Genomic DNA, 22,396 nt, shown 5'->3' on the forward strand with positions numbered 1-22,396 from the left:
GCCCGCTACGTGCCGGACCGTCCGATCATTGGCACGCGGCGGCGCGGGTGTGCAGGTACCGGCGAAGGGGCACGCTGCCGGTGAGGCCGGCGGCCTTCGTGTAGGCGTCGCGGGCGTCCGCGAGCGAGCCGCTCATCTCCAGCAGATGCCCCCGCACCGCGTGGAAACGGTGATCGCCCGCCAGGGAGCTCAGCGACGACAGCAGCGACAGGCCGGCGGAGGGGCCCGAGGCCATCGTCACCGCCACCGCGTGGTTCAGCGCGACCATCGGGTTGTCCGTCAGGGTCAGCAGCAGCTCGTACAGTGCGACGATCTGCGGCCAGTCGGTCTCGGCGGCGGTGGGGGCCTCGTCGTGCAGGGCCGCGATCGCCGCCTGCAGCTGATACGGGCCGACCGGGCCGCGGGGCAGCGCCGCCGTGACGAGGGCGACACCTTCCGCGATCAGCGCCGCGTCCCAGAGGGTGCGGTCCTGCGTGTCCATGGGGACCGGGGTGCCGTCGGGTGCGGTGCGGGCGGGCCGCCGCGCGTCGGTGAGCAGCATCAGCGCCAGCAGCCCGGCGACCTCGCTGTCGGTGGGCATCAGCCGGTGCACGAGCCGCGCCAGCCGGATCGCCTCGGCGGCCAGATCGGGCCGGTGCAGGTCCGGGCCGGTCGTGGCGGCGTAGCCCTCGTTGAACATGAGGTAGAGCACGTGCAGCACGGCGCCGGAGAAGCCGGACGGCAGCGCGAACGGCACGCCGCTGGCCTTGATCCGTTGCTTGGCGCGGCTGATGCGGCGGGCCATCGTCGCCTCCGGCACCAGGAACGCCCGCGCCACCTCGACGGTGGTGAGGCCGCCGACGGCCCGCAGCGTCAGGGCGATCTGGTCGGGCGGGGTCAGCGACGGGTGGCAGCACATCGCCAGGAGGATCAGGCTGTCGTCGTGCGCCGCGCCCGACGGCGGCGGGGGCACCCACTCCGCCTCGCGGCGCAGCCGCGCCTGCTCGCTGCGCAGCAGGTCCGTCAGCCGCCGCGACGCGACGGTGATCAGCCAGCCGCGCGGGGACTCGGGGACGCCGCCGGTTGGCCACTGCGCCGCGGCCGCGATGAGCGCCTCCTGCACGGCGTCCTCGGCGTGGTCGAAGTGCCCGTACCGGCGCACGAGCGCGCCGAGGACCTGCGGCGCGAGTGAACGCAGCAGGTCCCCTGATGCGTCCTCAGAGACCGATCTCATCGCCGGATTCGATGATCGGCCGCACGTCGGCGTAGGCCGTCGCGGCGGCCGCGGGCGGCGCGGGGCACTGGCCGAGCCGGGAGGCGATCTCGGTGGCCCGGTCGAAGCTGTCGACGTCGACGATCCAGTACCCGGCGAGGACCTCCTGCGTCTCCGCGTACGGCCCGTCGGTGACCAGCGGCGGCGTCCCGCCGATGCGGCGGGTGTGCACCGGGGCGCCCAGGGCACGGGTCTCGACCAGCTCGCCGGCCGCCTCGAGCTCCTGGTTGAACTTCGTCATGAACTCGCCCATCGCGGCGAAGTCCTCGGCGGTCCAGACCGGGGCGTCGCCGGGCTTGCCGGCCATCTCGTCGTAGTCCCGCTGCGACGCGTACGTCAGGATCATGTACTTCACGGTCACTCCTCTCGAACGGCACCGTCCACCGGTGACGCCGGAGACGTCGGAGCGGGCGCGCCGTCCCGGACAGCATCGCCGAGAAACTTCATGACCGTCTCGCGAAACCGGTCCGGGGCGGTGCTGTGGATGCGGTGCCCGACCGGGAGGGTGACCAGCTCGCAGCGCGGGATGCGCGCCGCGACCTCGGCCAGCCGCGCCGGCGCGATGTGGCTCGCGGGCCCGCCGGACAGCAGCAGGGTCGGCGCCGCGATCGCCGGCAGCGCGTCCCACCACTGCGGTTGCGCCTGCCTGAGCTGCGCGATCGCGGAGGTCAGCGCCAGCCGGTCGTACCGGCGGTGCGGGTCGGCGGTCCCGATCGACAGCAGCAACAGCCGGCCCAGCGACAACCGGCCCTCGGAGACGCGCGGCGGCGCCGGCGGATCCTCGAGGACCAGCCGCGTGACCCGGTCCGGCCGCTCCTGCGCGACCAGCGACGCGGCGAACCCGCCCAGCGAATGCCCGACGAGCGTCACCTGGTCCAGACCGAGCCGGTCGAGCAGCGCGAGCACGTCGTCGCGGTGGGAGTTCAGCGTGTACTGGCGGGAGCGCGGACTGCTTCCATGACCTCTCAGGTCCGGCACGACCACCCGGTGCCCGGCCTCGATCAGCGCCGGCGCGAACAGGTCCCAGGTCGCGCCGCGGCTGCCCCCGCCGTGCAGCAGGACCACCGCAGGGGCGTCCCGCGGGCCCTGGTCGCGATGGTGCAGCTCCACCTACGCGCCGAGCTGGTCGGCGAAGTCGTGCAGGACGCTCACCAGCTGGGTCATCGGGACCGGCCGGCGGCTCACCTCGGCCACGTCCTTGCCCTCCGCGGCGAACAGCGGCGGCAGCGTGTGGATCCCGGCGTCGAACGGCACCGCGGCCACCTCGTCCTGCCAGCCCGGCCAGCGCCAGCTCAGGTAGAACTGGTCGATCGCGCCGCCGAGCATCGCGTACAGCCAGTCGGTGTACCCGAGGCCGAGGTCCTCCCAGCCGAGCGTGTCGGGCGCGAAGTAGTGGATCGACGGTGACGGACCGTCACCCTGCCGCCACACGAACTCGCCGCCCATCACGTCCTGCGCGACGACCAGCCCCGCACCCTCGAACCCGGCGTTGACCGTGTGGATGTCCGGCAGCCGCCGCTCGGGGTGTCCGGAGCCGAGGATCCGCAGCCAGCCGTCGTCGATGACCAGCCCGCCGGACAGGTACACCAGCGACCCGAGCCACGACTTGGTGGTGACCTGGAGCCGCTCCAGGCAGGATGCCGCCCTGTCGGGATCGGTCGGCAGGATCTCCACCGCGAACGGTGACCCGCTGACCGCCGCCTCGACCTCGGCCCACGCCGACCGGTCCTCGGAGATCAGCTCGGCGAGCGAGCGCATTCCGCAACTGTACGACGCCCCGCCCCGCCGCGTTCGCATTCACGAACGACGGATTTCCGGTGATGAATGACGATCATTCACGTTCTCGCTCTGTTCCGTGCCGAGCACTCAGCGTCACGTTGTCGGGCATGACTCGCCGCTGGCTGATCACCGGATGCTCCACCGGCCTGGGCCGCGCCCTCGCCGAGGCCGTCGCCGCCTCAGGACAGCAGGTCCTCGCCACCGCCCGCCCCGTCTCCGTCTGACTTTCTCAGCACGGGGTGATCTGTCGATGACCTGATAGGCACGAGGAACCCGTATGCCGGCGCACCAGGGATCCGGAGCGCCGGCCCGCGCGAGCGACCAGGGCCGCGTGAGATCGCCGCGGGCGATGAGTGCAGAGGATCAGCAGGGCGCGGGCGAGAAGCTAACGGCCCAAGGGTGAGAGGCGCAGGTCGCGGCAGTGGGACGATGGAGCCTGTGACCTGCTTGAAGAGCTAAGAGCGGGCGATGAGAATCGAACTCACACCGTCAGTTTGGAAGACTGAAGCTCTGCCATTGAGCTACGCCCGCGTGCTCCCAGCGCTGCCGGGTGCGCCTCCCAGCGTACCGAATCCTCCGCCGGAGGGCATATGGCGGGTCCATGCAGTGCGACACCGCCATACCGAGCGGCGGACTGTCAGACCCAACGCATACACTTGCCGACGCACAGCACCGGGGTGTAGCGCAGTTTGGTAGCGCACTCGCTTTGGGAGCGAGGGGCCGTGGGTTCAAATCCCGCCACCCCGACCGGGACATACCAGGCAGCCGCCAGTCCACCCCAGCCGTTGGAGCGGCTGACCGCGACCCATGAGGAGAAGTTCTGTGAAGAGCACCGTCGAGACCCTGAGCCCGACGCGCGTGCGGCTCGAAATCGAGGTGCCGTTCGCCGAGCTGGAGCCCAGCTTGAAGAAGGCCTACCGGGAGATCGGCTCGCAGGTCGTGATTCCCGGGTTCCGCCGCGGCAAGGTGCCGACCGCCGTCATCGACCAGCGGGTCGGGCGGGGTGCCGTGCTCAACGAGGCGGTGCAGGAGGTCATCCCGACGCAGATCCTGGCCGCGGTGCGTGAGCACGAGGTGAAGACGCTGGGCCGGCCCGAGGTGGAGATCACCGAGTTCGCGGACGGGCAGCCGTTGAAGTTCACCGCCGAGGTGGACGTGCGGCCGGAGATCACGCTGCCGGACCTGTCGGAGATCCAGGTGACGGTCGACGCGCTCGTGGTGAGCGAGGAGGACGTCGACGAGCAGCTCAAGGGGCTGCGGGACCGGTTCGCGACGCTGAAGACGGTGGAGCGGGCGGCGCTGGTCGGCGACTTCGTGCAGATCGACCTGGTCGCGACGGTCGACGGCGAGGAGGTGCCGGGCGGCAGCGCCACCAACATCTCCCACGAGGTGGGCAGCGGTCAGCTGGTGCCGGGGCTCGACGACGTGCTGGCGGGGATGTCGGCGGGTGAGTCGACGACGTTCACCACGCAGCTGGTCGGTGGCGACTTCGAGGGGCGCGACGCCGAGGTGTCGGTGACCGTGAAGTCGGTCAAGGACAAGCAGCTGCCGCCGGTCGACGACGAGTTCGCGCAGCTGGCGAGCGAGTTCGACACGCTCGACGAGCTCAAGGACGACCTGCGCACCCGGCTGACCCGGGTGAAGCGGATGGAGCAGCTCTACTCGGCTCGTGACCTTGCCCTGAAGGCCGTCATCGAGGCCACCGAGGTCCCCGCGCCGGAGGGCGTGGTGAAGGACGAGGTGGAGTCGCGCAAGGAGTCGATGAACGACCAGCTCCAGCGCATCGGTGCGTCGTTCGAGGACTACCTGTCGACCGAGGGCAAGACCGAGGAAGAGATGGACGCCGAGCTCAACGAGGCGGCCGTCGAGGGCGTGAAGGTGCAGCTGGTGCTCGACACCCTGGCCGACGCCGAGAGCATCCAGGTGAGCGACGACGAGTTCGGGCACGAGATCGTGCACCGGGCGCAGCGTGCCGGGGTCGGCCCGCAGCAGTACTACGACCAGCTGGTCCAGGCCGGCGTCGCCGGTGCGGTCTTCGGTGACGTGCGGCGGGGCAAGGCGCTGGGTGTGGTGCTCGAGCGGGTGAAGATCGTCGACTCGGAGGGCACCGCCCTGTCGCTGGACGACCTGCGCGGCCCGGTGGACGAGCACGAGGGCCACGACCACGGTGACCACGAGGGTCACAACCACTGATCTGGGATCCGGCCGGGTCCGAGCCGCAGCGTGGATGCACGCAACGCGGCAAAGCACGCACAACGGGCCCGGCCGACCACGGTGCGCTCATAGCGAAATGCGGTGAGCATGGGAAGCTCCCGCTCCCAACACCGGTTAGGGTCGGCAAGTACAAGACTCTTGCGAAGGGCTGCCATGACCGACCTGCATATTCCAGCGTCGCCAGTCAGTCCCGCGCCCTCGGGGCGCGGTCGGGGCGCGGACTCGAGCCTGACGCTCGACGACTCGGTGTTCAACCGGCTGCTCAAGGAGCGCATCATCTTCCTTGGTAGCGAGGTCAACGACCAGGTCGCCAACCGGATCTGTGCCCAGATGCTCCTGCTCGCCGCTGAGGACGAGGAGCGCGACATCTGGCTCTACATCAACTCGCCCGGTGGCTCCGTCTACTCGGGCATGGCGATCTACGACATCATGCAGTTCGTCACCAACGACGTGGCGACGGTCGCGATGGGCATGGCGGCGTCGATGGGACAGCTGCTGCTGTGCGCCGGCGCGCCGGGCAAGCGCATGGCGCTGCCGCACGCGCGGATCATGATGCACCAGCCCTCGGGTGGCATCGGCGGCACGGCCTCGGACATCGCCATCCAGGCCGAGCAGATGCTCTACACCAAGCGGATGTTCCAGGAGCGGGTGTCGTTCCACACGGGGCAGAGCCTGGACCAGATCGAATCCGACTCCGACCGCGACCGCTGGTTCACCGCCGAAGAGGCGCGCGACTACGGCTTCATCGACAAGGTGATCACCGGGGCCCAGCAGGCTCCGGAAGGCGCCGGAACCCTGGCTTGAGGAGCGAAGCGATGACCGATCTGAGCCTGCCCCCGGCGATGCGCGAGGTGCACAACCGTTACATCCTCCCGTCCTACGTGGAGCGCACGTCGTACGGGATCAAGGAGACCAACCCGTACAACAAGCTGTTCGAGGACCGGATCATCTTCCTCGGCGTGCAGATCGACGACGCGTCGGCCAACGACGTGATGGCGCAGCTGCTGACGCTGGAGAGCAACGAGCCGGACCGCGACATCATCATGTACATCAACTCGCCCGGTGGCTCGTTCACGGCCATGACGGCGATCTACGACACGATGCTGTACGTGCGGCCCGACATCCAGACGGTCTGCCTCGGCCAGGCGGCGAGCGCCGCAGCGGTCCTGCTCTCGGCCGGCACGCCCGGCAAGCGGCTGGCCCTGCCCAACTCGCGGATCATCATCCACCAGCCGGCCACCGAGGGCGGCTACGGGCAGGGGTCCGACATCGAGATCCAGGCCCGCGAGATCATGCGGATGCGCACGAACCTCGAGGAGATGGTGTCCCGGCACACCGGGCAGCCGATCGACAAGGTCCGCAAGGACATCGACCGCGACAAGATCCTGACGGCCGACGAGGCCAAGGAGTACGGTCTGGTCGACAACATCCTGGTCAGCCGCAAGAAGTCGGCGCTGGTCGCTTCCGGGGCGTAGCCCACAAGGTTCACGGTCGGCCCGCCTCACCTCACGGTCTGGCGGGCCGATGTGGCCATCCGGAAAGACACCACCGCTCAGGGGGTCGGAATACGGCCGACCACCAGGTAACGTCGAGGCAGCACGAAGCAACACGCACGACGCAAGCGGCGACCGGCAGCAAGCCGCGCACGTGAGCTGAACAAAAGCGCAAAGCGCGCAAAGCGCGAAGCACAGGCGCGACGCGATCCGGGCAGTCAGTCCGGCCGAATGCAGGGAGATCGTAGGTGGCACGGATCGGCGACGGCGGCGACCTACTGAAATGTTCCTTCTGCGGCAAGTCGCAGAAGCAGGTGAAGAAGCTGATCGCAGGACCGGGCGTCTACATCTGCGACGAGTGCATCGACCTCTGCAACGAGATCATCGAGGAAGAGCTCGCCGAGTCGGGTGACGTCAAGTTCGACGAGCTGCCCAAGCCGATGGAGATCTGCGCCTTCCTCGACCAGTACGTGGTCGGGCAGGACCAGGCCAAGAAGGCCCTCGCGGTGGCGGTCTACAACCACTACAAGCGGGTCCAGGCCGAGTCCGGCGGCAACTCCAGCGACGGCGTCGAGCTCGCGAAGTCCAACATCCTGCTGATCGGCCCCACAGGCTGCGGCAAGACCCACCTGGCGCAGACCCTGGCCCGGATGCTCAACGTGCCGTTCGCGATCGCGGATGCCACGGCGCTCACCGAGGCCGGCTATGTCGGCGAGGACGTCGAGAACATCCTGCTGAAGCTGATCCAGGCCGCGGACTACGACATCCGCCGCGCCGAGACCGGCATCGTCTACATCGACGAGGTCGACAAGATCGCCCGCAAGTCGGAGAACCCCAGCATCACCAGGGACGTGTCCGGCGAGGGCGTGCAGCAGGCGCTGCTGAAGATCATCGAGGGCACGGTCGCCAACGTGCCGCCGCAGGGCGGCCGCAAGCACCCGCACCAGGAGTTCATCCAGATCGACACGTCCAACGTGCTGTTCATCTGCGGTGGCGCGTTCGCGGGGCTCGACCGGATCGTCCAGGCGCGCGTCGGCAAGGGCGGCACCGGCTTCGGCGCCAACCTGCGCTCGATCACCGACCGCACGCTCGACGACAGCTTCGGCGACGTGATGCCGGAGGACATGCTGAAGTTCGGGCTCATCCCCGAGTTCATCGGCCGCCTCCCCGTGATCACGAGCGTCAAGAGCCTCGACCGCGACGCGCTGGTCAAGATCCTCACCGAGCCGCGCAACGCGCTCGTCCGGCAGTACCAGCGCCTGTTCGAGCTCGACGGCGTCGAGCTGGAGTTCAACGCCGAGGCCCTCGAGTCGATCGCCGACCAGGCGATCCTCCGAGGCACCGGCGCCCGCGGCCTCCGCGCGATCATGGAGGAAGTGCTCCTCAGCGTGATGTACGAGGTGCCCAGCAACCCCAACATCGCCCGCGTGCTGATCACCCGCGAGGTCGTCCTCGAGAAGGTCATCCCGACCATCGTTCCCCGCGACCTCGCCGCCCACCGGGCCGGCCGCCGCCGCGCGGACCGCGAGGAGAAGTCGGCCTAGCCGCACGAGACGCAGCGCCGTCCACCCCCACGGGTGGGCGGCGCTTCTCTTTGTGGCGTTTGCGGCATGTGTACGACCTGAGCAACGGAATACGGATCACACTGCCAGTAACGCGACGGAAAACGCGGTGGCGGTGCACGATGACAACCAATAGCGTTCTCGGCGTGTTGTCACTCGTCTTCGCCGCCGTGTCCGCGCTCGTCTGGGGTGCGGGTGACTTCGCCGGCGGCAAGGCGAGTCAGCGCACCGACTCGTTCGGCATCGCGCTCGTGGCCGAGCTGGCCGGCATCCCACTGGTCGTCGGCTGGCTGATCGTCACCCGCCCGGGCCTGCCGGCCGCCGCCGACCTCACGTGGGGCGCCGCGGCCGGCGTCGTCGGCGTCGCGGGTCTCGTCGTCTTCTACCGCGGTCTCGCCGGCGGCGCCATGTCGGTCGTCGCGCCGCTGACCGCCACGACGACGGCCGCGGTGCCGCTGCTGCTCGGCCTCGTCCTGGACCGGCGCCCGTCGGCGCTCGCCCTGTGCGGCGCGGTGCTCGCCGTCGCCGCCATCACGCTCGTCAGCGCCGGCCCGACCGGCGGCGTCACCGTCCCGCGGGGGACGATCGTCGCCGCGCTCGGCGCCGGGCTGCTGTTCGGTGGGTACTTCACCCTCATCGCCCAGACATCGCACGCGTCCGGGATGTGGCCGCTGCTGTCGGGCCGCGTCGCCGGGGTCGCCGGGCTCCTCGTGGCGATGCGCGTCATGCGCGTGCCGCTGCGGATGGACCGGACGTCGGTGGCGCTCGCGAGCACCGCCGGCGCGTTCGACGTGACCGCCAACGCGTTCTACCTCGTGGCCGTCCGCGGGGGCATGCTGAGCATCACCGCGCCGATCGCGTCGCTGTACCCGGTGAGCACGGTCTTCCTCGCGATGGCCGTCGACCGGGAGCGGATGCGGCCGCTGCAGATCACCGGGCTCGGTCTGGCCGCCGCTGCTCTCGTCCTGACCGCCGCCTGATCGATAGGCTGAGGGTATGCGCGTAGCGGTGTGTCAGCTGAACGCCCGTGACGACCGGGCCGACAACCTGAGGGTGGCCAGGACCCTGCTGGAGCGTGCCGCCGCGGGCGGTGCGGATCTGGCGGTGCTTCCGGAGTACGTGGACTACCTCGGCCGCGCCGACGGGGCGCCGAAGCCGGAGGCGATCGACGGGGAGTTCGCGGCCTTCTTCGCCGACGCCGCGCGCGAGCTCGGGATGTGGGTGCACGCCGGCTCCTTCCACGAGGTCGGGCCCGACCCCGAGCACACGTACAACACCACGCTCGTCTTCGACCGCCAGGGCGGACTCGCCGGCACCTACCGGAAGATCCACCTCTACGACGTCGAGATCCCCGGTCGCGTCTCCTATCATGAGTCCGCGACGGTGGCGCCCGGCACGCAGACCACGCTGCTCGACGTCGACGAGGCCGTTCTCGGCCTGTCGATCTGCTACGATCTTCGTTTCCCCGAGTTGTACCGGCAGCTGGCGATCGACGGTGCGACGGTGCTCGTGGTGCCGGCGGCGTTCATGCTCCACACGGGCCGCGACCACTGGGAGCCGCTGCTGCGTGCCCGCGCGATCGAGAACCAGTGCTATGTGCTGGCCGCCGGGCAGGTCGGCAACCACGACCCCGACCGCACCTGCTTCGGGCGCAGCATGGTGATCGACCCCTGGGGGACGGTCGTCGCCCTGGCGCCCGATGTCGTGGGCGTCACGTTCGCCGATCTCGACTTCGCACGGCTCGCGGAGATCCGCGCCACGTTGCCGAGCCTGGCCAACCGCCGGCTCTGACCCTCCCCGCGCCGGCCCGGCGGTTGCCGCCGGGTCAGGCGTGGCGGTTGCTCAGGATGCCGACGACGGTGATCCCGACGATCGCCGCGCCCGTGACGAGCATCGCGGCCCGCATCCGTGAAGGCCCGCGCATCGCCAGCCGATAGGTGGCCACGACCACGAACAACGCCACGGCGATCCCGATGACGAACTGCCACAGCGGGAAGAGCATGTCCAGCAGTGCGTCCGCGTGGGGGCTCGGCGTCATGCCGTCATCCTCCCCGATTTGACGCGGGTTCGCCGTTCCCCGTACGGTTCTCCAGGTCCGAGGGACTGGTCGGAAACGACCGGTTCGCCGGACTTCTTCCTGGGTGGTGCGGTTTCAACCGGTGTAAGCCGGATTTGCGATCGCGAAGCCGGCCAGGTAAGTTGATCCAGCCGGCAGGGAGCCGGGCGGGTGAAAGCCGAGAGGCTCGAGCCGGCCGGTCCAGTCGGAATCCCGAGCAGGTCTCCACACCGGAAACGGTGTGGCTGGCGTGTGCGGGAAACGTTCCAGAAGGTCGACAAGCGGATAACGCGAACTTGACAGGCAGGAACGACCTGGTAAAGTAACAAAGCCGGCAGGGAGCCGGGCGGGCAAGCGAGCGACACACGCTCCAGTGCCGGCCGGTCCTACTGGATCTCCCGAACAAGATCACCGGAAACGGTGTCCTTGTTATGCTCGGGAAGCCGCTTGAAGTTGAATAGCCCGGAAATACGGACTTGACAACGGCGAGCGACCTGGTAAAGTAGAGAAGTTGCCCCGGATGAGGCAAGCTCAACTGAGCGAGCTTCAGCGGTGTGTGTTGGTTGTTTGAGAACTCAACAGGGTGCTTGTTAAGCCAGTGCCAATTGATTGACCCCGTGACATGGCTTTGTTGTCGTGTCCGAGGATTCCTTTGGTGACAAACGATTGTTTGTTGCCAGGACTGATTTTCCAGATTTTGTTGGAGAGTTTGATCCTGGCTCAGGACGAACGCTGGCGGCGTGCTTAACACATGCAAGTCGAGCGGAAAGGCCCTTCGGGGTACTCGAGCGGCGAACGGGTGAGTAACACGTGAGTAACCTGCCCTAGGCTTTGGGATAACCCTCGGAAACGGGGGCTAATACCGGATATTCATTCTCCGCGGCATCGTGGGGTGTGGAAAGTTTTTTCGGCCTGGGATGGGCTCGCGGCCTATCAGCTTGTTGGTGGGGTGATGGCCTACCAAGGCGACGACGGGTAGCCGGCCTGAGAGGGCGACCGGCCACACTGGGACTGAGACACGGCCCAGACTCCTACGGGAGGCAGCAGTGGGGAATATTGCACAATGGGCGGAAGCCTGATGCAGCGACGCCGCGTGAGGGATGAAGGCCTTCGGGTTGTAAACCTCTTTCGACAGGGACGAAGCGCAAGTGACGGTACCTGGAGAAGAAGCGCCGGCCAACTACGTGCCAGCAGCCGCGGTAAGACGTAGGGCGCGAGCGTTGTCCGGATTTATTGGGCGTAAAGAGCTCGTAGGCGGCTTGTTGCGTCAGCTGTGAAAACCCGCAGCTCAACTGTGGGCTTGCAGCTGATACGGGCAGGCTTGAGTTCGGTAGGGGAGACTGGAATTCCTGGTGTAGCGGTGAAATGCGCAGATATCAGGAGGAACACCGGTGGCGAAGGCGGGTCTCTGGGCCGATACTGACGCTGAGGAGCGAAAGCGTGGGGAGCGAACAGGATTAGATACCCTGGTAGTCCACGCTGTAAACGTTGGGCGCTAGGTGTGGGGGGCCTCTCCGGTTCTCTGTGCCGCAGCTAACGCATTAAGCGCCCCGCCTGGGGAGTACGGCCGCAAGGCTAAAACTCAAAGGAATTGACGGGGGCCCGCACAAGCGGCGGAGCATGCGGATTAATTCGATGCAACGCGAAGAACCTTACCTGGGTTTGACATGGGCGCTAAAGCAGCAGAGATGTTGTGTCCTTCGGGGGCGTTCACAGGTGGTGCATGGCTGTCGTCAGCTCGTGTCGTGAGATGTTGGGTTAAGTCCCGCAACGAGCGCAACCCTTGTTCGATGTTGCCAGCGGGTTATGCCGGGGACTCATCGAAGACTGCCGGGGTCAACTCGGAGGAAGGTGGGGATGACGTCAAGTCATCATGCCCCTTATGTCCAGGGCTTCACGCATGCTACAATGGCCGGTACAAAGGGCTGCGATACCGTAAGGTGGAGCGAATCCCAAAAAGCCGGTCTCAGTTCGGATCGGGGTCTGCAACTCGACCCCGTGAAGTCGGAGTCGCTAGTAATCGCAGATCAGCAACGCTGCGGTGAATACGTTCCCGGGCCTTGTACACACCGCCCGTCACGTCACGAAAGTCGGTAACACCCGAAGCCGGTGGCCCAACCCTTGTGGAGGGAGCCGTCGAAGGTGGGACTGGCGATTGGGACGAAGTCGTAACAAGGTAGCCGTACCGGAAGGTGCGGCTGGATCACCTCCTTTCTAAGGAGCAACCTTCACCGAAAGGTGACAGGAGCCCATGGTCGACCGAATGTGTCGACAGGGTGCTCATATGGCGGAGACACTGGCGAAGACTTCCTGACAACGGTTCATGTGTCCTAGTACTGCTCACTTGTGGGCGTGGAACGGCGATTGGATGCGGTTGGGAGGTCACACAGGCACCCTGTTGGGTCCTGAAACAATCAGCGCGTGAGCGGGGTTGTTTTCAGACGAGATCCACATCTGTCGCAAAACCGGTCGGCGTAGCCGGCGAGGTTGTGGCTGATAAAGAGGTGTGGGTTTGGTGTTGGTTGAGAATTGCACAGTGGATGCGAGCATCTTTATAGCTTTTTTTGTGGTCAAGTTGCTGAGGGCGTACGGTGGATGCCTTGGCACCAGGAGCCGATGAAGGACGTGGGAGGCCGCGATAGGCCTGGGGGAGCTGTCAACCGAGCTGTGATCCCAGGGTGTCCGAATGGGGGAACCCGGCACCAGTCATGTGGTGTCACTCCCGCCTGAACACATAGGGCGGGTAGAGGGAACGCGGGGAAGTGAAACATCTCAGTACCCGCAGGAAGAGAAAACAATTGTGATTCCGTGAGTAGTGGCGAGCGAAAGCGGATGAGGCTAAACCGTGCACGTGTGATACCTGGCAGGGGTTGCGTGTGCGGGGTTGTGGGACATGTCTGAACCAGGCTGCCATCTGGTTGCACAGTCAGAAAATTCGTGGTTAGTCGAAGTCCGCTGGAAAGCGGCACCGTAGACGGTGAGAGTCCGGTAGGCGAAAATCGCGGGTCTGTGTTGGTGTGTTCCCGAGTAGCGGCGGACTCCTGTAATCTGCCGTGAATCTGCCAGGACCACCTGGTAAGCCTAAATACTCCCTGGTGACCGATAGCGGACTAGTACCGTGAGGGAAAGGTGAAAAGTACCCCGGGAGGGGAGTGAAATAGTACCTGAAACCGTGCGCCTACAATCCGTCGGAGCGTCCCACCGTTTGGTGGGGGTGACGGCGTGCCTTTTGAAGAATGAGCCTGCGAGTTAGTGATACGTGGCGAGGTTAACCCGTGTGGGGGAGCCGTAGCGAAAGCGAGTCTGAACAGGGCGTTCAGTCGCGTGTCCTAGACCCGAAGCGGAGTGATCTAGCCATGGGCAGGCTGAAGCGCGGGTAAGACCGCGTGGAGGGCCGAACCCACCAACGTTGAAAAGTTGGGGGATGACCTGTGGTTAGGGGTGAAAGGCCAATCAAACTCCGTGATAGCTGGTTCTCCCCGAAATGCATTTAGGTGCAGCGTCACGTGTTTCTTGCCGGAGGTAGAGCACTGGATGGCCTAGGGGGCCTACAAGCTTACTGAAGTCAACTAAACTCCGAATGCCGGTAAGTGAGAGCGTGGCAGTGAGACTGCGGGGGATAAGCTTCGTAGTCGAGAGGGAAACAGCCCAGATCACCAGCTAAGGCCCCTAAGCGTGTGCTAAGTGGTAAAGGATGTGGGGTCGCATAGACAACCAGGAGGTTGGCTTAGAAGCAGCCACCCTTGAAAGAGTGCGTAATAGCTCACTGGTCAAGTGGTTCCGCGCCGACAATGTAGCGGGGCTCAAGCACACCGCCGAAGCTGTGGCATTCACATGATAACCCGGCCTGATTCTTCGGATGAGGGTCCAGGTGTGTGGATGGGTAGGGGAGCGTCGTGTCACCGGTGAAGCGGCGGAGTGATCCAGCCGTGGAGGTGACGCGAGTGAGAATGCAGGCATGAGTAGCGAAAGCAGGGTGAGAAACCCTGCCGCCGGATGACCAAGGGTTCCAGGGCCAGGCTAATCCGCCCTGGGTGAGTCGGGGCCTAAGGCGAGGCCGAGAGGCGTAGTCGATGGATAACGGGTTGATATTCCCGTACCCGCGTAGAAGCGTCCATGCTGAACCTTCATGTACTAACCTCCGGATTCCTTGAAGCCTTCGGGTGGATGGGTTGATGTTGGGAACTTGTGGGGTAGTAGGCAAGCGATGGGGTGACGCAGGAGGGTAGCTGGACCCGGCCGGTGGTTGTGCCGGGGCAAGCGTGTAGCCCGCAGTGTAGGCAAATCCGCACTGCTTGAGGGTGAGACGTGAAGCGGAGCCGTTTCAGGCGAAGTCAGTGATCCCATGCTGCCGAGAAAAGCCTCTAGCGAGTTTCGAGCGGCCCGTACCCCAAACCGACACAGGTGGTCAGGTAGAGAATACCGAGGCGATCGGGCGAACTGTGGTTAAGGAACTCGGCAAATTGCCCCCGTAACTTCGGGAGAAGGGGGGCCACCGATGGTGAGACCACGTGCTGGTGGAGCGGTTGGTGGCCGCAGAGACCAGGGGGAAGCGACTGTTTACTAAAAACACAGGTCCATGCTAAGTCGTAAGACGATGTATATGGACTGACGCCTGCCCGGTGCTGGAACGTTAAGGGGACCTGTTAGTCCTTCGGGGCGAAGCGGAGAACTTAAGCGCCAGTAAACGGCGGTGGTAACTATAACCATCCTAAGGTAGCGAAATTCCTTGTCGGGTAAGTTCCGACCTGCACGAATGGCGTAACGACTTCCCCACTGTCTCAACCACAGGCCCGGCGAAATTGCACTACGAGTAAAGATGCTCGTTACGCGCGGCAGGACGGAAAGACCCCGGGACCTTCACTATAGCTTGACATTGGTACTCGAATTCGATTGTGTAGGATAGGTGGGAGCCGGTGAAGCGGCCACGCCAGTGGTTGTGGAGGCAAGCTTGAAATACCACTCTGTTGGATTTGGGTATCTAACTTCGGACCGTGATCCGGTTCAGGGACAGTGTCTGGTGGGTAGTTTAACTGGGGCGGTTGCCTCCTAAAATGTAACGGAGGCGCCCAAAGGTTCCCTCAGCCTGGTTGGCAATCAGGTGTTGAGTGCAAGTGCACAAGGGGGCTTGACTGTGAGACTGACAGGTCGAGCAGGGACGAAAGTCGGGACTAGTGATCCGGCACTGGCAGGTGGAAGCGGTGTCGCTCAACGGATAAAAGGTACCCCGGGGATAACAGGCTGATCTTCCCCAAGAGTCCATATCGACGGGATGGTTTGGCACCTCGATGTCGGCTCGTCGCATCCTGGGGCTGGAGTAGGTCCCAAGGGTTGGGCTGTTCGCCCATTAAAGCGGTACGCGAGCTGGGTTTAGAACGTCGTGAGACAGTTCGGTCCCTATCCGCCGCGCGCGTAGGATACTTGAGAAGGGCTGTCCCTAGTACGAGAGGACCGGGACGGACGAACCTCTGGTGTGCCAGTTGTTCTGCCAAGAGCACGGCTGGTTGGCTACGTTCGGAAGGGATAACCGCTGAAAGCATCTAAGCGGGAAGCTCGCTTCGAGATGAGGTATCCCACCCCTTGAGGGTTAAGGCCCCCAGTTAGACCACTGGGTTGATAGGCCGGAAGTGGAAGCCTGGTAACAGGTTTGAGCTGACCGGTACTAATAGGCCGAGGACTTGACCTCATACACAAAAGCTGTGAAGACAACGCATCCACTGTGTGATTCTGAACCAACACCAGAACGCACCCCCGACAGAGATTGGGGTGTGCGGTGGTTGACAGGTTCATAGAGTTACGGCGGCCATAGCGGAGGGGAAACGCCCGGTCCCATTCCGAACCCGGAAGCTAAGCCCTCCAGCGCCGATGGTACTGCACCCGAGAGAGTGTGGGAGAGTAGGACGCCGCCGGACAAAATTTCGCAGTAGCCCCAGCCATCCGGCTGGGGCTACTCGCATTTCCAGACCAGGAAAACAGCGCCGGATAGGCGCCGGAAGAAAAAGCCGGGGTCAGCGCTTCTCGACGGCCGGCCGGATCGTCGACAGGGCCTTCTCCGCGTCCGCCGTCTTGCTGCCGGGAAGCACCACGACGCCGAGCGAGCCGTTGTCCGCCCAGCCGCACACGGCGATCACGCCGTCCTTGTCGTCGATCTCGCCGCACCGGGCCACCCCGCCCAGGTCGCCGGCGTCGACGTCATGAACCCCGCGGATCGCGGTGTCCGCGCCGGCGACGGCCTTGAAGGCGCCGTCCAGGGACCGCTCCGGCTTCCAGATGCGGCCGGTCCCGGCCACGAGGATGACCGTGCGGGCCTCGGAGCCGTTCGGCTCCCGGTAGATGGCGCCGAGGCTGTCGTCGAGACTGACCTCGGTCACGATCGCGTCCCGGACGTACTCGGAGGCCTGAGCGGCCTCGTCGGTGGAGAACAGCGTGTAGGAGCCGATCTGCGTCGGTGTGGACACCTTGGTGTCGCTCTGCTGGGTCACCCGCCAGACCGTCGGGCCGTAGACGACCGCGGAGCCCAGCAGGGCCACGCCGGCGAGGGCCCCGCAGACGATGGCCACCTTCTTCACATTGACGGAAGAACGCGGCTCGTCATCAGGCTCATCCGCGTCGGAGATGCCCGGAAGATCGACCATCGGCGCAGCCTAGCAAGGCCCCGCACGCACAGTGGGGCCGGACCGCAGCGGCCCGACCCCACCGGTACATCAGCGGAAAACGCGATCAGCGGGACTCCACCGCCGGGCGGATCTGCAGGAACAGGTCCGAGGCCTCCCCGAGGTCCCGGCCGATGAACACCCCGATGCCGACACTGCCGTGGTCGGCCCAGGCGCACAGGGTCATCGGCAGCTCGTCCTCGGTGCCGCTCGCGCACTTCACCGTGCCGCCCAGGTCGCCGGCCGGGTAGCTGGTCTGCCCGCCGACGCTGCCGCCGGTGGAGTTGAAGCCCTTGAACGCGTCCTCGATCTCGTCGTCGGGGAAGACGACCGTGGACGTCGCCGCGACGATCACGACCAGCTTCTGCGGGTCGCCGGTGCTGTAGATGCCCGCCGCGACCTCGTCCACGTCGCCGACGTCGTTGCGCAGATCACGCTCCATCTGGTCGACGATCGTCTGCATCTCGTCGGAGGTTTCCTTCTTCAGCCCGCCCGGCAGCGTCTCCGGCGCCGTCACCGTGGTGCCGGACGCGTCGATGATCGGATACAGGAACACGCCGCAGCCGACCGCGCAGATCAGGAACAGCGCGCCCAGGATCCCGAGTGTGATCTTCAGCCCCTTGCCCCGGCGCGGCGGCGGGGGCGGCGGGAAGGCCGGGCCCTGCCCCGGGAACGGCGCCGCGGGCTGGAACGGCGGTACAGACGGCTGGAACGGCGGTGCCGACGCCTGGTACGGGTCCTGGTACGCCGGCTGCTGGTACGGCTGCTGAGGCTGCGCATACGACTGCGGCGGGCCGTACGGGCCGGGCTGCTGCGGGTAGGACCCGCCGCTCGGAGCCTGTTGCGTGCCGAACTCCGGCGCCAGGTCGTACGACTGGGGCTGGAACGGCTGCGAGTGGGGCTCGTCGTCGGACGGGCGGGGCGGGTAAGTCACCGTCGATCAGTCTCCTGAGTGAGGGGGCAATGGCGAGCGTAGACCCCACGCGCGAAGTTCTAGACTCGCTGTTGTGACGGAGACTCAACGGACGCCCGGCAGCGCCGAGCCGACCGCCCCCACTGCCTCGGTGCTCTCGGCCCAGTATGCGCCCGGCGAGGTGGAACAGCGGCGGTATGAGCGATGGGTGGCCGACGGTCTGTTCAAGGCCGACACGGCCAGCGACAAGCCACCGTTCACGATCGTGCTGCCCCCACCCAACGTGACGGGCTCGCTGCACATCGGTCACGCCCTCGACCACACGGTCCAGGACGCGATCATCCGCCGGAAGCGGATGCAGGGCTTCGAGGCGCTGTGGCTGCCCGGCATGGACCACGCCGGCATCGCCACGCAGAACGTCGTGGAGCGGCAGCTCGCCACGTCCGGGCAGTCCCGGCACGACCTGGGCCGCGAGGCGTTCGTGGAGAAGGTCTGGCAGTGGAAGGCCGAGTCCGGCGGCAAGATCCTCGGCCAGATGACCCGCCTCGGCGACTCCGTGGACTGGAGCCGCGAGCGGTTCACCATGGACGAGGGGCTGTCCCGCGCCGTCCTCACCATCTTCAAGCGGCTCTTCGACGACGGCCTCATCTACCGGGCCGAGCGCATCATCAACTGGTGCCCCCGGTGCCTGACCGCGCTGTCCGACATCGAGGTCGAGCACTCCGACGACGACGGTGAGCTGGTCTCGATCCGTTACGGCGAGGGTGCCGACGCGATCGTCGTGGCCACCACGCGGGCCGAGACGATGCTCGGTGACACCGCGGTGGCCGTGCACCCCGACGACGAGCGCTACAAGCACCTCGTCGGCACCGAGGTCGAGCTGCCGCTCACCGGCCGCCGGATCCCGATCGTCGCCGACGCGCACGTCGACCCGGCGTTCGGCACCGGCGCGGTCAAGGTGACCCCCGCGCACGACCCCAACGACTTCGAGATCGGCCAGCGGCACGACCTGCCGAGCCTCACCATCATGGACGAGCACGGCGTCATCACCGTGCACGGCCCGTTCCTCGGCCTGGACCGCTTCGAGGCGCGGCCCGCCGTCGTCGCCGCGCTGCGCGCCGAGGGGCGCATCGTCGCGGAGAAGCGGCCGTATGTCCACGCCGTCGGCCACTGCCAGCGGTGCGGCACCACCGTGGAGCCGCGCCTGTCGCTGCAGTGGTTCGTGCGCACCGAGCCCCTGGCGCGGGCCGCCGGCGACGCCGTCCGCGACGGCCGGGTCCGGGTGGAGCCGCCGGAGCTCACCAAGCGCTACTTCGGCTGGGTCGACAACATGCACGACTGGTGCATCTCCCGGCAGCTGTGGTGGGGTCACCGCATCCCGGTGTGGTACGGGCCGCAGGGCGAGGTCGTGTGCGTCGGCCCCGACGAGCAGGTGCCCACGGGCGAGGGCTGGACGCAGGACCAGGACGTCCTCGACACGTGGTTCTCCTCGGCGCTGTGGCCGTTCTCCACGCTCGGCTGGCCCGACGAGACCCCCGACCTGGCGAAGTTCTACCCGACCAGCGTCCTGGTGACCGGCTACGACATCCTGTTCTTCTGGGTCGCCCGGATGATGATGTTCGGCCTGTACGCGATGGACGGCCGCCAGCCGTTCGACGTCGTCATGCTGCACGGCATGGTCCGCGACCAGCACGGCAAGAAGATGTCGAAGTCGTTCGGCAACGTCGTCGACCCGCTCGACTGGATCGACCGGTTCGGCGCCGACGCGACCCGCTTCACCCTCGCCCGCGGCGCCAACCCCGGCGCCGACGTGCCGGTCAGCGAGGAGTGGGTGCAGGGCGCCCGCAACTTCTGCAACAAGCTGTGGAATGCCACCCGGTTCGGCCTGTCCAACGGCGCGACCGTCGAGGGTGACCTGCCCACCGAGGACCTGTCGACCGTCGACCGGTGGATCCTGTCCCGGCTCCAGCACGTCATCGCCGAGGTCGACGAGCAGTTCGAGGCGTTCGAGCTGGCGAAGGTGTGCGACACGCTCTACCACTTCGCGTGGGACGACGTCTGCGACTGGTACCTGGAGCTGTCGAAGGGCGCCATGACGCCGCAGCGGCAGCGGGTGCTGGGGCACGTGCTCGACCAGCTGCTGCGGCTGCTGCACCCGATCACGCCGTTCGTGACCGAGGAGCTGTGGACGACGCTGACCGGCGCGCCGACGCTCGTGCGGGCCGCCTGGCCATTCGCCGACCAGGCGCTGGTGGACGACGCCGCCGAGCGGGAGGTCGCCGACCTGCAGCGGGTCGTCACCGAGGTCCGCCGGTTCCGCGCCGACCAGGGCGTCAAGCCGGCCCAGCGGGTCGTCGCCCGGCTCGAAGGCCTCGACGCCGCCGGCCTGTCCGCGCACGAGGGTCTCATCCGGTCCCTGGCGCGGCTCGAGGCGCCCGGTGCGGAGTTCGCGGCCACCGCGAAGCTCAGCGTCGGCGTCGGGGTCACCGTCGAGCTCGACACCCGCGGCACGATCGACGTCGCCGCGGAGCGGGCCCGGCTCGGCAAGGACAAGGCCGCCGCGGAGAAGGAAGCCGCGCAGTGCCGGGCCAAGCTGGAGAACCCGGCGTTCACCGACAAGGCACCCGACGCGGTCGTGGAGAAGATCCGCCAGCGGCTCGCCGCCGCCGAGACCGACCTGGCCCGGATCAACGGGCAGCTGGACGCGCTGTGAGCGGGCCGGAGCGTAGCGGAGGGCTGCGAACCAGGATTGCAGGGTGGAGCTCGCGCCGTCGCCGGAGCGCAGCGGAGGGGGCGGCGTGAGCGGGCCGGGTCGCTTCAACGAGGTCGAGCAGGAGCTCAACGGCCGGGGCTTCACCAGGATGGTGTTCGACCTCGGCCGGATCGAGGCCCTGCTCGACTCGCTGGGCAGCCCGCAGCGGGCGTACCCGGCGATCCACCTGACGGGCACCAACGGCAAGACCTCGACGGCCCGGATGATCGACTCGCTGCTGCGCGCGCACGGCCTGCGGACGGGGCGTTACACCAGCCCCCACCTGCAGACGATCCGTGAGCGCATCAGCATCGAGGGCGAGCCGATCACCGAGGAGCGGTTCGTCGAGGTGTACGACGAGGTCCAGCCCCTCGCCGAGTACCTGGACGCGCGCAGCGACGCGCCGCTGACGTACTTCGACATGACCACGGCGATGGCGTTCGCCGCGTTCGCCGACGCGCCCGTCGACGTCGCCGTCGTCGAGGTCGGCCTCGGCGGCGCCGACGACTCCACCAACGTGCTGCAGGCGCAGACGACCGTGATCACCCCGATCGGCCTCGACCACACCGAGTGGCTCGGCGACACCATCGAGGACATCGCGCTCGCCAAGGCCGGCATCGTGCACAAGGGGTCGACGCTGATCTGCGCGGCGCAGCCGGACGAGGCGATGCGCCCGATCCTGGAGCGCTGCGCTGAGGTCGGCGCGACCATCGCCCGGGAGGGCCGCGAGTTCGGCGTCGTCCGGCGCGACCTCGCCGTCGGCGGGCAGGTCCTCACCCTGCAGGGCCTGTCCGGCACCTACGAGGGCGTCTTCCTGCCGCTGCACGGCGAGCACCAGGCGCAGAACGCGGCGATCGCCCTGGCGGCCGTCGAGTCGTTCCTCGGCGCCGGCAACGAGCGGGCGCTGAGCGCCGACGCCGTCCGCGAGGGGTTCGGCGGCGCCACCTCGCCGGGCCGGCTCGAACGGGTCCGCAAGTCACCGCCGATCCTCGTCGACGCCGCGCACAACCCGGTCGGCATGCAGGCCACCGTCCGCGCGCTCAACGAGGAGTTCGCGTTCAGCGGCCTCGTCGCCGTCGTCGCGGCCCTCGCCGACAAGGACGTCGAAGGCATGCTGGAGCTGCTCGAGCCGATCACCGAGAGCATCGTCTGCACCCGCAACAGCTCGCCCCGGGCCATGTCGGCCGCGCAGCTCGGCGCGATCGCCGAGGAGCTGTACGGGCCCGAACGGGTCCACGTCGTGCCCGACTTCGCCGACGCGATCGACGCGGCCGTCACGCTCGCCGAGTCCGACAACGCGATCCCCGGCTCGATCGGCATCCTCGTCACCGGCTCGGTCGTCACCGTCGCCGACGCCCGCGGGCTGTTGAAGCGATGAGCACCGCCGGCCTGAAGAACCCCGGCGGCGCCGTCCGCGGCGTCGGCGCGTCCGCGCTCGTCGTGTTCGGCCTGGTCCTGCTGCTCGCGCTGCTGCCCCTGGCGAAGCTCGGCCAGTCGGCCGGCGCGCTGTGGCTCTGCGGCGGGCTCGCCGTGCTCAGCTTCGCCCTCTGCGGGCTGCTGCGGCACGGATGGGCGTGGCACGCGGCGCTGGTCGTGCCGGTCGCGCTGCTCGCCGGCGGCGTCCTGCACTGGTCCCTGCTCGCCCTCGGCATCGTCTTCGGCCTGACGTGGGCTTACGTGTTGTACGTGCGGCGAGCCGTCTACGCGAACAAACCCTGACGC

Annotated in this window: 16 protein-coding genes, 2 tRNA genes and 3 rRNA genes; 13 read left to right on the forward strand and 8 right to left on the reverse strand. The window is 67.2% G+C overall.

Going from position 1 to position 22,396, the window contains the following annotated elements:
• Window positions 1–25: 25 nt before the first annotated feature.
• The 5 genes from ACQEVZ_RS32845 to ACQEVZ_RS32865 form a co-directional block, all read right to left on the reverse strand.
• Entirely contained in the window at window positions 26–1,213 is a 1,188-nt protein-coding gene (locus ACQEVZ_RS32845; RefSeq protein ID WP_433373654.1) for an RNA polymerase sigma factor, read from the reverse strand.
• The gene (locus ACQEVZ_RS32850; RefSeq protein WP_344501898.1) at window positions 1,197–1,598 is read right to left on the reverse strand and encodes a YciI family protein; all 402 of its coding nucleotides are present in this window, start codon (window positions 1,596–1,598) and stop codon (window positions 1,197–1,199) included. Before ACQEVZ_RS32850 ends, ACQEVZ_RS32845 begins: the two co-directional genes overlap by 17 nt.
• Window positions 1,599–1,609: 11 nt before the next feature.
• A complete protein-coding gene (locus tag ACQEVZ_RS32855) occupies window positions 1,610–2,362 on the reverse strand; it encodes an alpha/beta fold hydrolase (RefSeq protein WP_433373657.1) in 753 nt (250 codons plus the stop codon).
• A complete protein-coding gene (locus ACQEVZ_RS32860) occupies window positions 2,363–3,010 on the reverse strand; it encodes a DUF2625 family protein (RefSeq protein ID WP_354900579.1) in 648 nt (215 codons plus the stop codon).
• A gap of 481 nt (window positions 3,011–3,491) precedes the next feature.
• Window positions 3,492–3,562 (reverse strand) — tRNA-Gly (locus ACQEVZ_RS32865).
• 142 nt (window positions 3,563–3,704) lie between these two features.
• Here ACQEVZ_RS32865 and ACQEVZ_RS32870 point away from each other — a divergent pair.
• The 7 genes from ACQEVZ_RS32870 (at window position 3,705) to ACQEVZ_RS32900 (ending at window position 10,091) form a co-directional block, all read left to right on the forward strand.
• Window positions 3,705–3,778, forward strand: a tRNA-Pro gene (locus tag ACQEVZ_RS32870).
• A gap of 75 nt (window positions 3,779–3,853) precedes the next feature.
• Window positions 3,854–5,224 (forward strand): trigger factor, encoded by a 1,371-nt coding sequence (gene tig, locus ACQEVZ_RS32875; RefSeq protein ID WP_344501474.1) that lies wholly within the window; start codon window positions 3,854–3,856, stop codon window positions 5,222–5,224.
• A gap of 174 nt (window positions 5,225–5,398) precedes the next feature.
• Window positions 5,399–6,049 carry an ATP-dependent Clp protease proteolytic subunit gene (locus ACQEVZ_RS32880; protein WP_344501473.1) on the forward strand — a complete coding sequence of 217 codons (651 nt, stop codon included), beginning with the start codon at window positions 5,399–5,401 and terminating at the stop codon, window positions 6,047–6,049.
• Between the two features lie 11 nt (window positions 6,050–6,060).
• Window positions 6,061–6,720, forward strand: a complete 660-nt coding sequence (locus ACQEVZ_RS32885; protein ID WP_344501472.1) for an ATP-dependent Clp protease proteolytic subunit — start codon at window positions 6,061–6,063, stop codon at window positions 6,718–6,720.
• Window positions 6,721–6,986: 266 nt separating this feature from the next.
• Window positions 6,987–8,282 carry an ATP-dependent Clp protease ATP-binding subunit ClpX gene (gene clpX, locus ACQEVZ_RS32890; protein WP_344501471.1) on the forward strand — a complete coding sequence of 432 codons (1,296 nt, stop codon included), beginning with the start codon at window positions 6,987–6,989 and terminating at the stop codon, window positions 8,280–8,282.
• Between the two features lie 164 nt (window positions 8,283–8,446).
• A complete protein-coding gene (locus tag ACQEVZ_RS32895; RefSeq protein WP_433373664.1) occupies window positions 8,447–9,280 on the forward strand; it encodes an EamA family transporter in 834 nt (277 codons plus the stop codon).
• Between the two features lie 16 nt (window positions 9,281–9,296).
• The gene (locus tag ACQEVZ_RS32900) at window positions 9,297–10,091 is read left to right on the forward strand and encodes a carbon-nitrogen hydrolase family protein (protein WP_344501469.1); all 795 of its coding nucleotides are present in this window, start codon (window positions 9,297–9,299) and stop codon (window positions 10,089–10,091) included.
• 34 nt (window positions 10,092–10,125) lie between these two features.
• Here the strand turns inward: ACQEVZ_RS32900 and ACQEVZ_RS32905 are convergent, their stop codons facing one another.
• Complete coding sequence (locus tag ACQEVZ_RS32905) at window positions 10,126–10,338, reverse strand: hypothetical protein (RefSeq protein WP_344501468.1); 213 nt, start codon at window positions 10,336–10,338, stop codon at window positions 10,126–10,128.
• 715 nt (window positions 10,339–11,053) lie between these two features.
• Between ACQEVZ_RS32905 and ACQEVZ_RS32910 the strand changes: the two genes are divergently transcribed.
• From ACQEVZ_RS32910 to rrf, 3 genes are all read left to right on the forward strand, one after another.
• A 16S ribosomal RNA gene (locus ACQEVZ_RS32910) occupies window positions 11,054–12,570 on the forward strand.
• A 354-nt stretch (window positions 12,571–12,924) separates the two neighbouring features.
• Window positions 12,925–16,042, forward strand: a 23S ribosomal RNA gene (locus tag ACQEVZ_RS32915).
• A 109-nt stretch (window positions 16,043–16,151) separates the two neighbouring features.
• Window positions 16,152–16,268: ribosomal RNA gene (gene rrf, locus ACQEVZ_RS32920) — 5S ribosomal RNA — on the forward strand.
• Together the 16S, 23S and 5S rRNA genes form the textbook arrangement of a ribosomal RNA operon.
• Before the next feature lie 96 nt (window positions 16,269–16,364).
• Here the strand turns inward: rrf and ACQEVZ_RS32925 are convergent.
• Window positions 16,365–16,991, reverse strand: coding sequence for a hypothetical protein (locus ACQEVZ_RS32925; protein ID WP_433373668.1), 627 nt, complete (start codon window positions 16,989–16,991; stop codon window positions 16,365–16,367).
• An 85-nt stretch (window positions 16,992–17,076) separates the two neighbouring features.
• A complete protein-coding gene (locus tag ACQEVZ_RS32930; RefSeq protein WP_433373671.1) occupies window positions 17,077–17,943 on the reverse strand; it encodes a hypothetical protein in 867 nt (288 codons plus the stop codon).
• 73 nt (window positions 17,944–18,016) lie between these two features.
• Here ACQEVZ_RS32930 and ACQEVZ_RS32935 point away from each other — a divergent pair, with 73 nt between their 5' ends.
• From ACQEVZ_RS32935 to ACQEVZ_RS32945, 3 genes are all read left to right on the forward strand, one after another.
• Window positions 18,017–20,635 carry a valine--tRNA ligase gene (locus ACQEVZ_RS32935; protein ID WP_433373674.1) on the forward strand — a complete coding sequence of 873 codons (2,619 nt, stop codon included), beginning with the start codon at window positions 18,017–18,019 and terminating at the stop codon, window positions 20,633–20,635.
• Between the two features lie 148 nt (window positions 20,636–20,783).
• A complete protein-coding gene (locus tag ACQEVZ_RS32940; RefSeq protein WP_433377128.1) occupies window positions 20,784–22,052 on the forward strand; it encodes a bifunctional folylpolyglutamate synthase/dihydrofolate synthase in 1,269 nt (422 codons plus the stop codon).
• Window positions 22,049–22,393 carry a DUF4233 domain-containing protein gene (locus ACQEVZ_RS32945; RefSeq protein ID WP_433373677.1) on the forward strand — a complete coding sequence of 115 codons (345 nt, stop codon included), beginning with the start codon at window positions 22,049–22,051 and terminating at the stop codon, window positions 22,391–22,393. Before ACQEVZ_RS32940 ends, ACQEVZ_RS32945 begins: the two co-directional genes overlap by 4 nt.
• The last annotated feature ends 3 nt before the right edge of the window (window positions 22,394–22,396 follow it).

The organism is Dactylosporangium sp. CA-152071 (assembly GCF_050936335.1).
GTDB classification, from domain to species: domain Bacteria; phylum Actinomycetota; class Actinomycetes; order Mycobacteriales; family Micromonosporaceae; genus Dactylosporangium; species Dactylosporangium maewongense.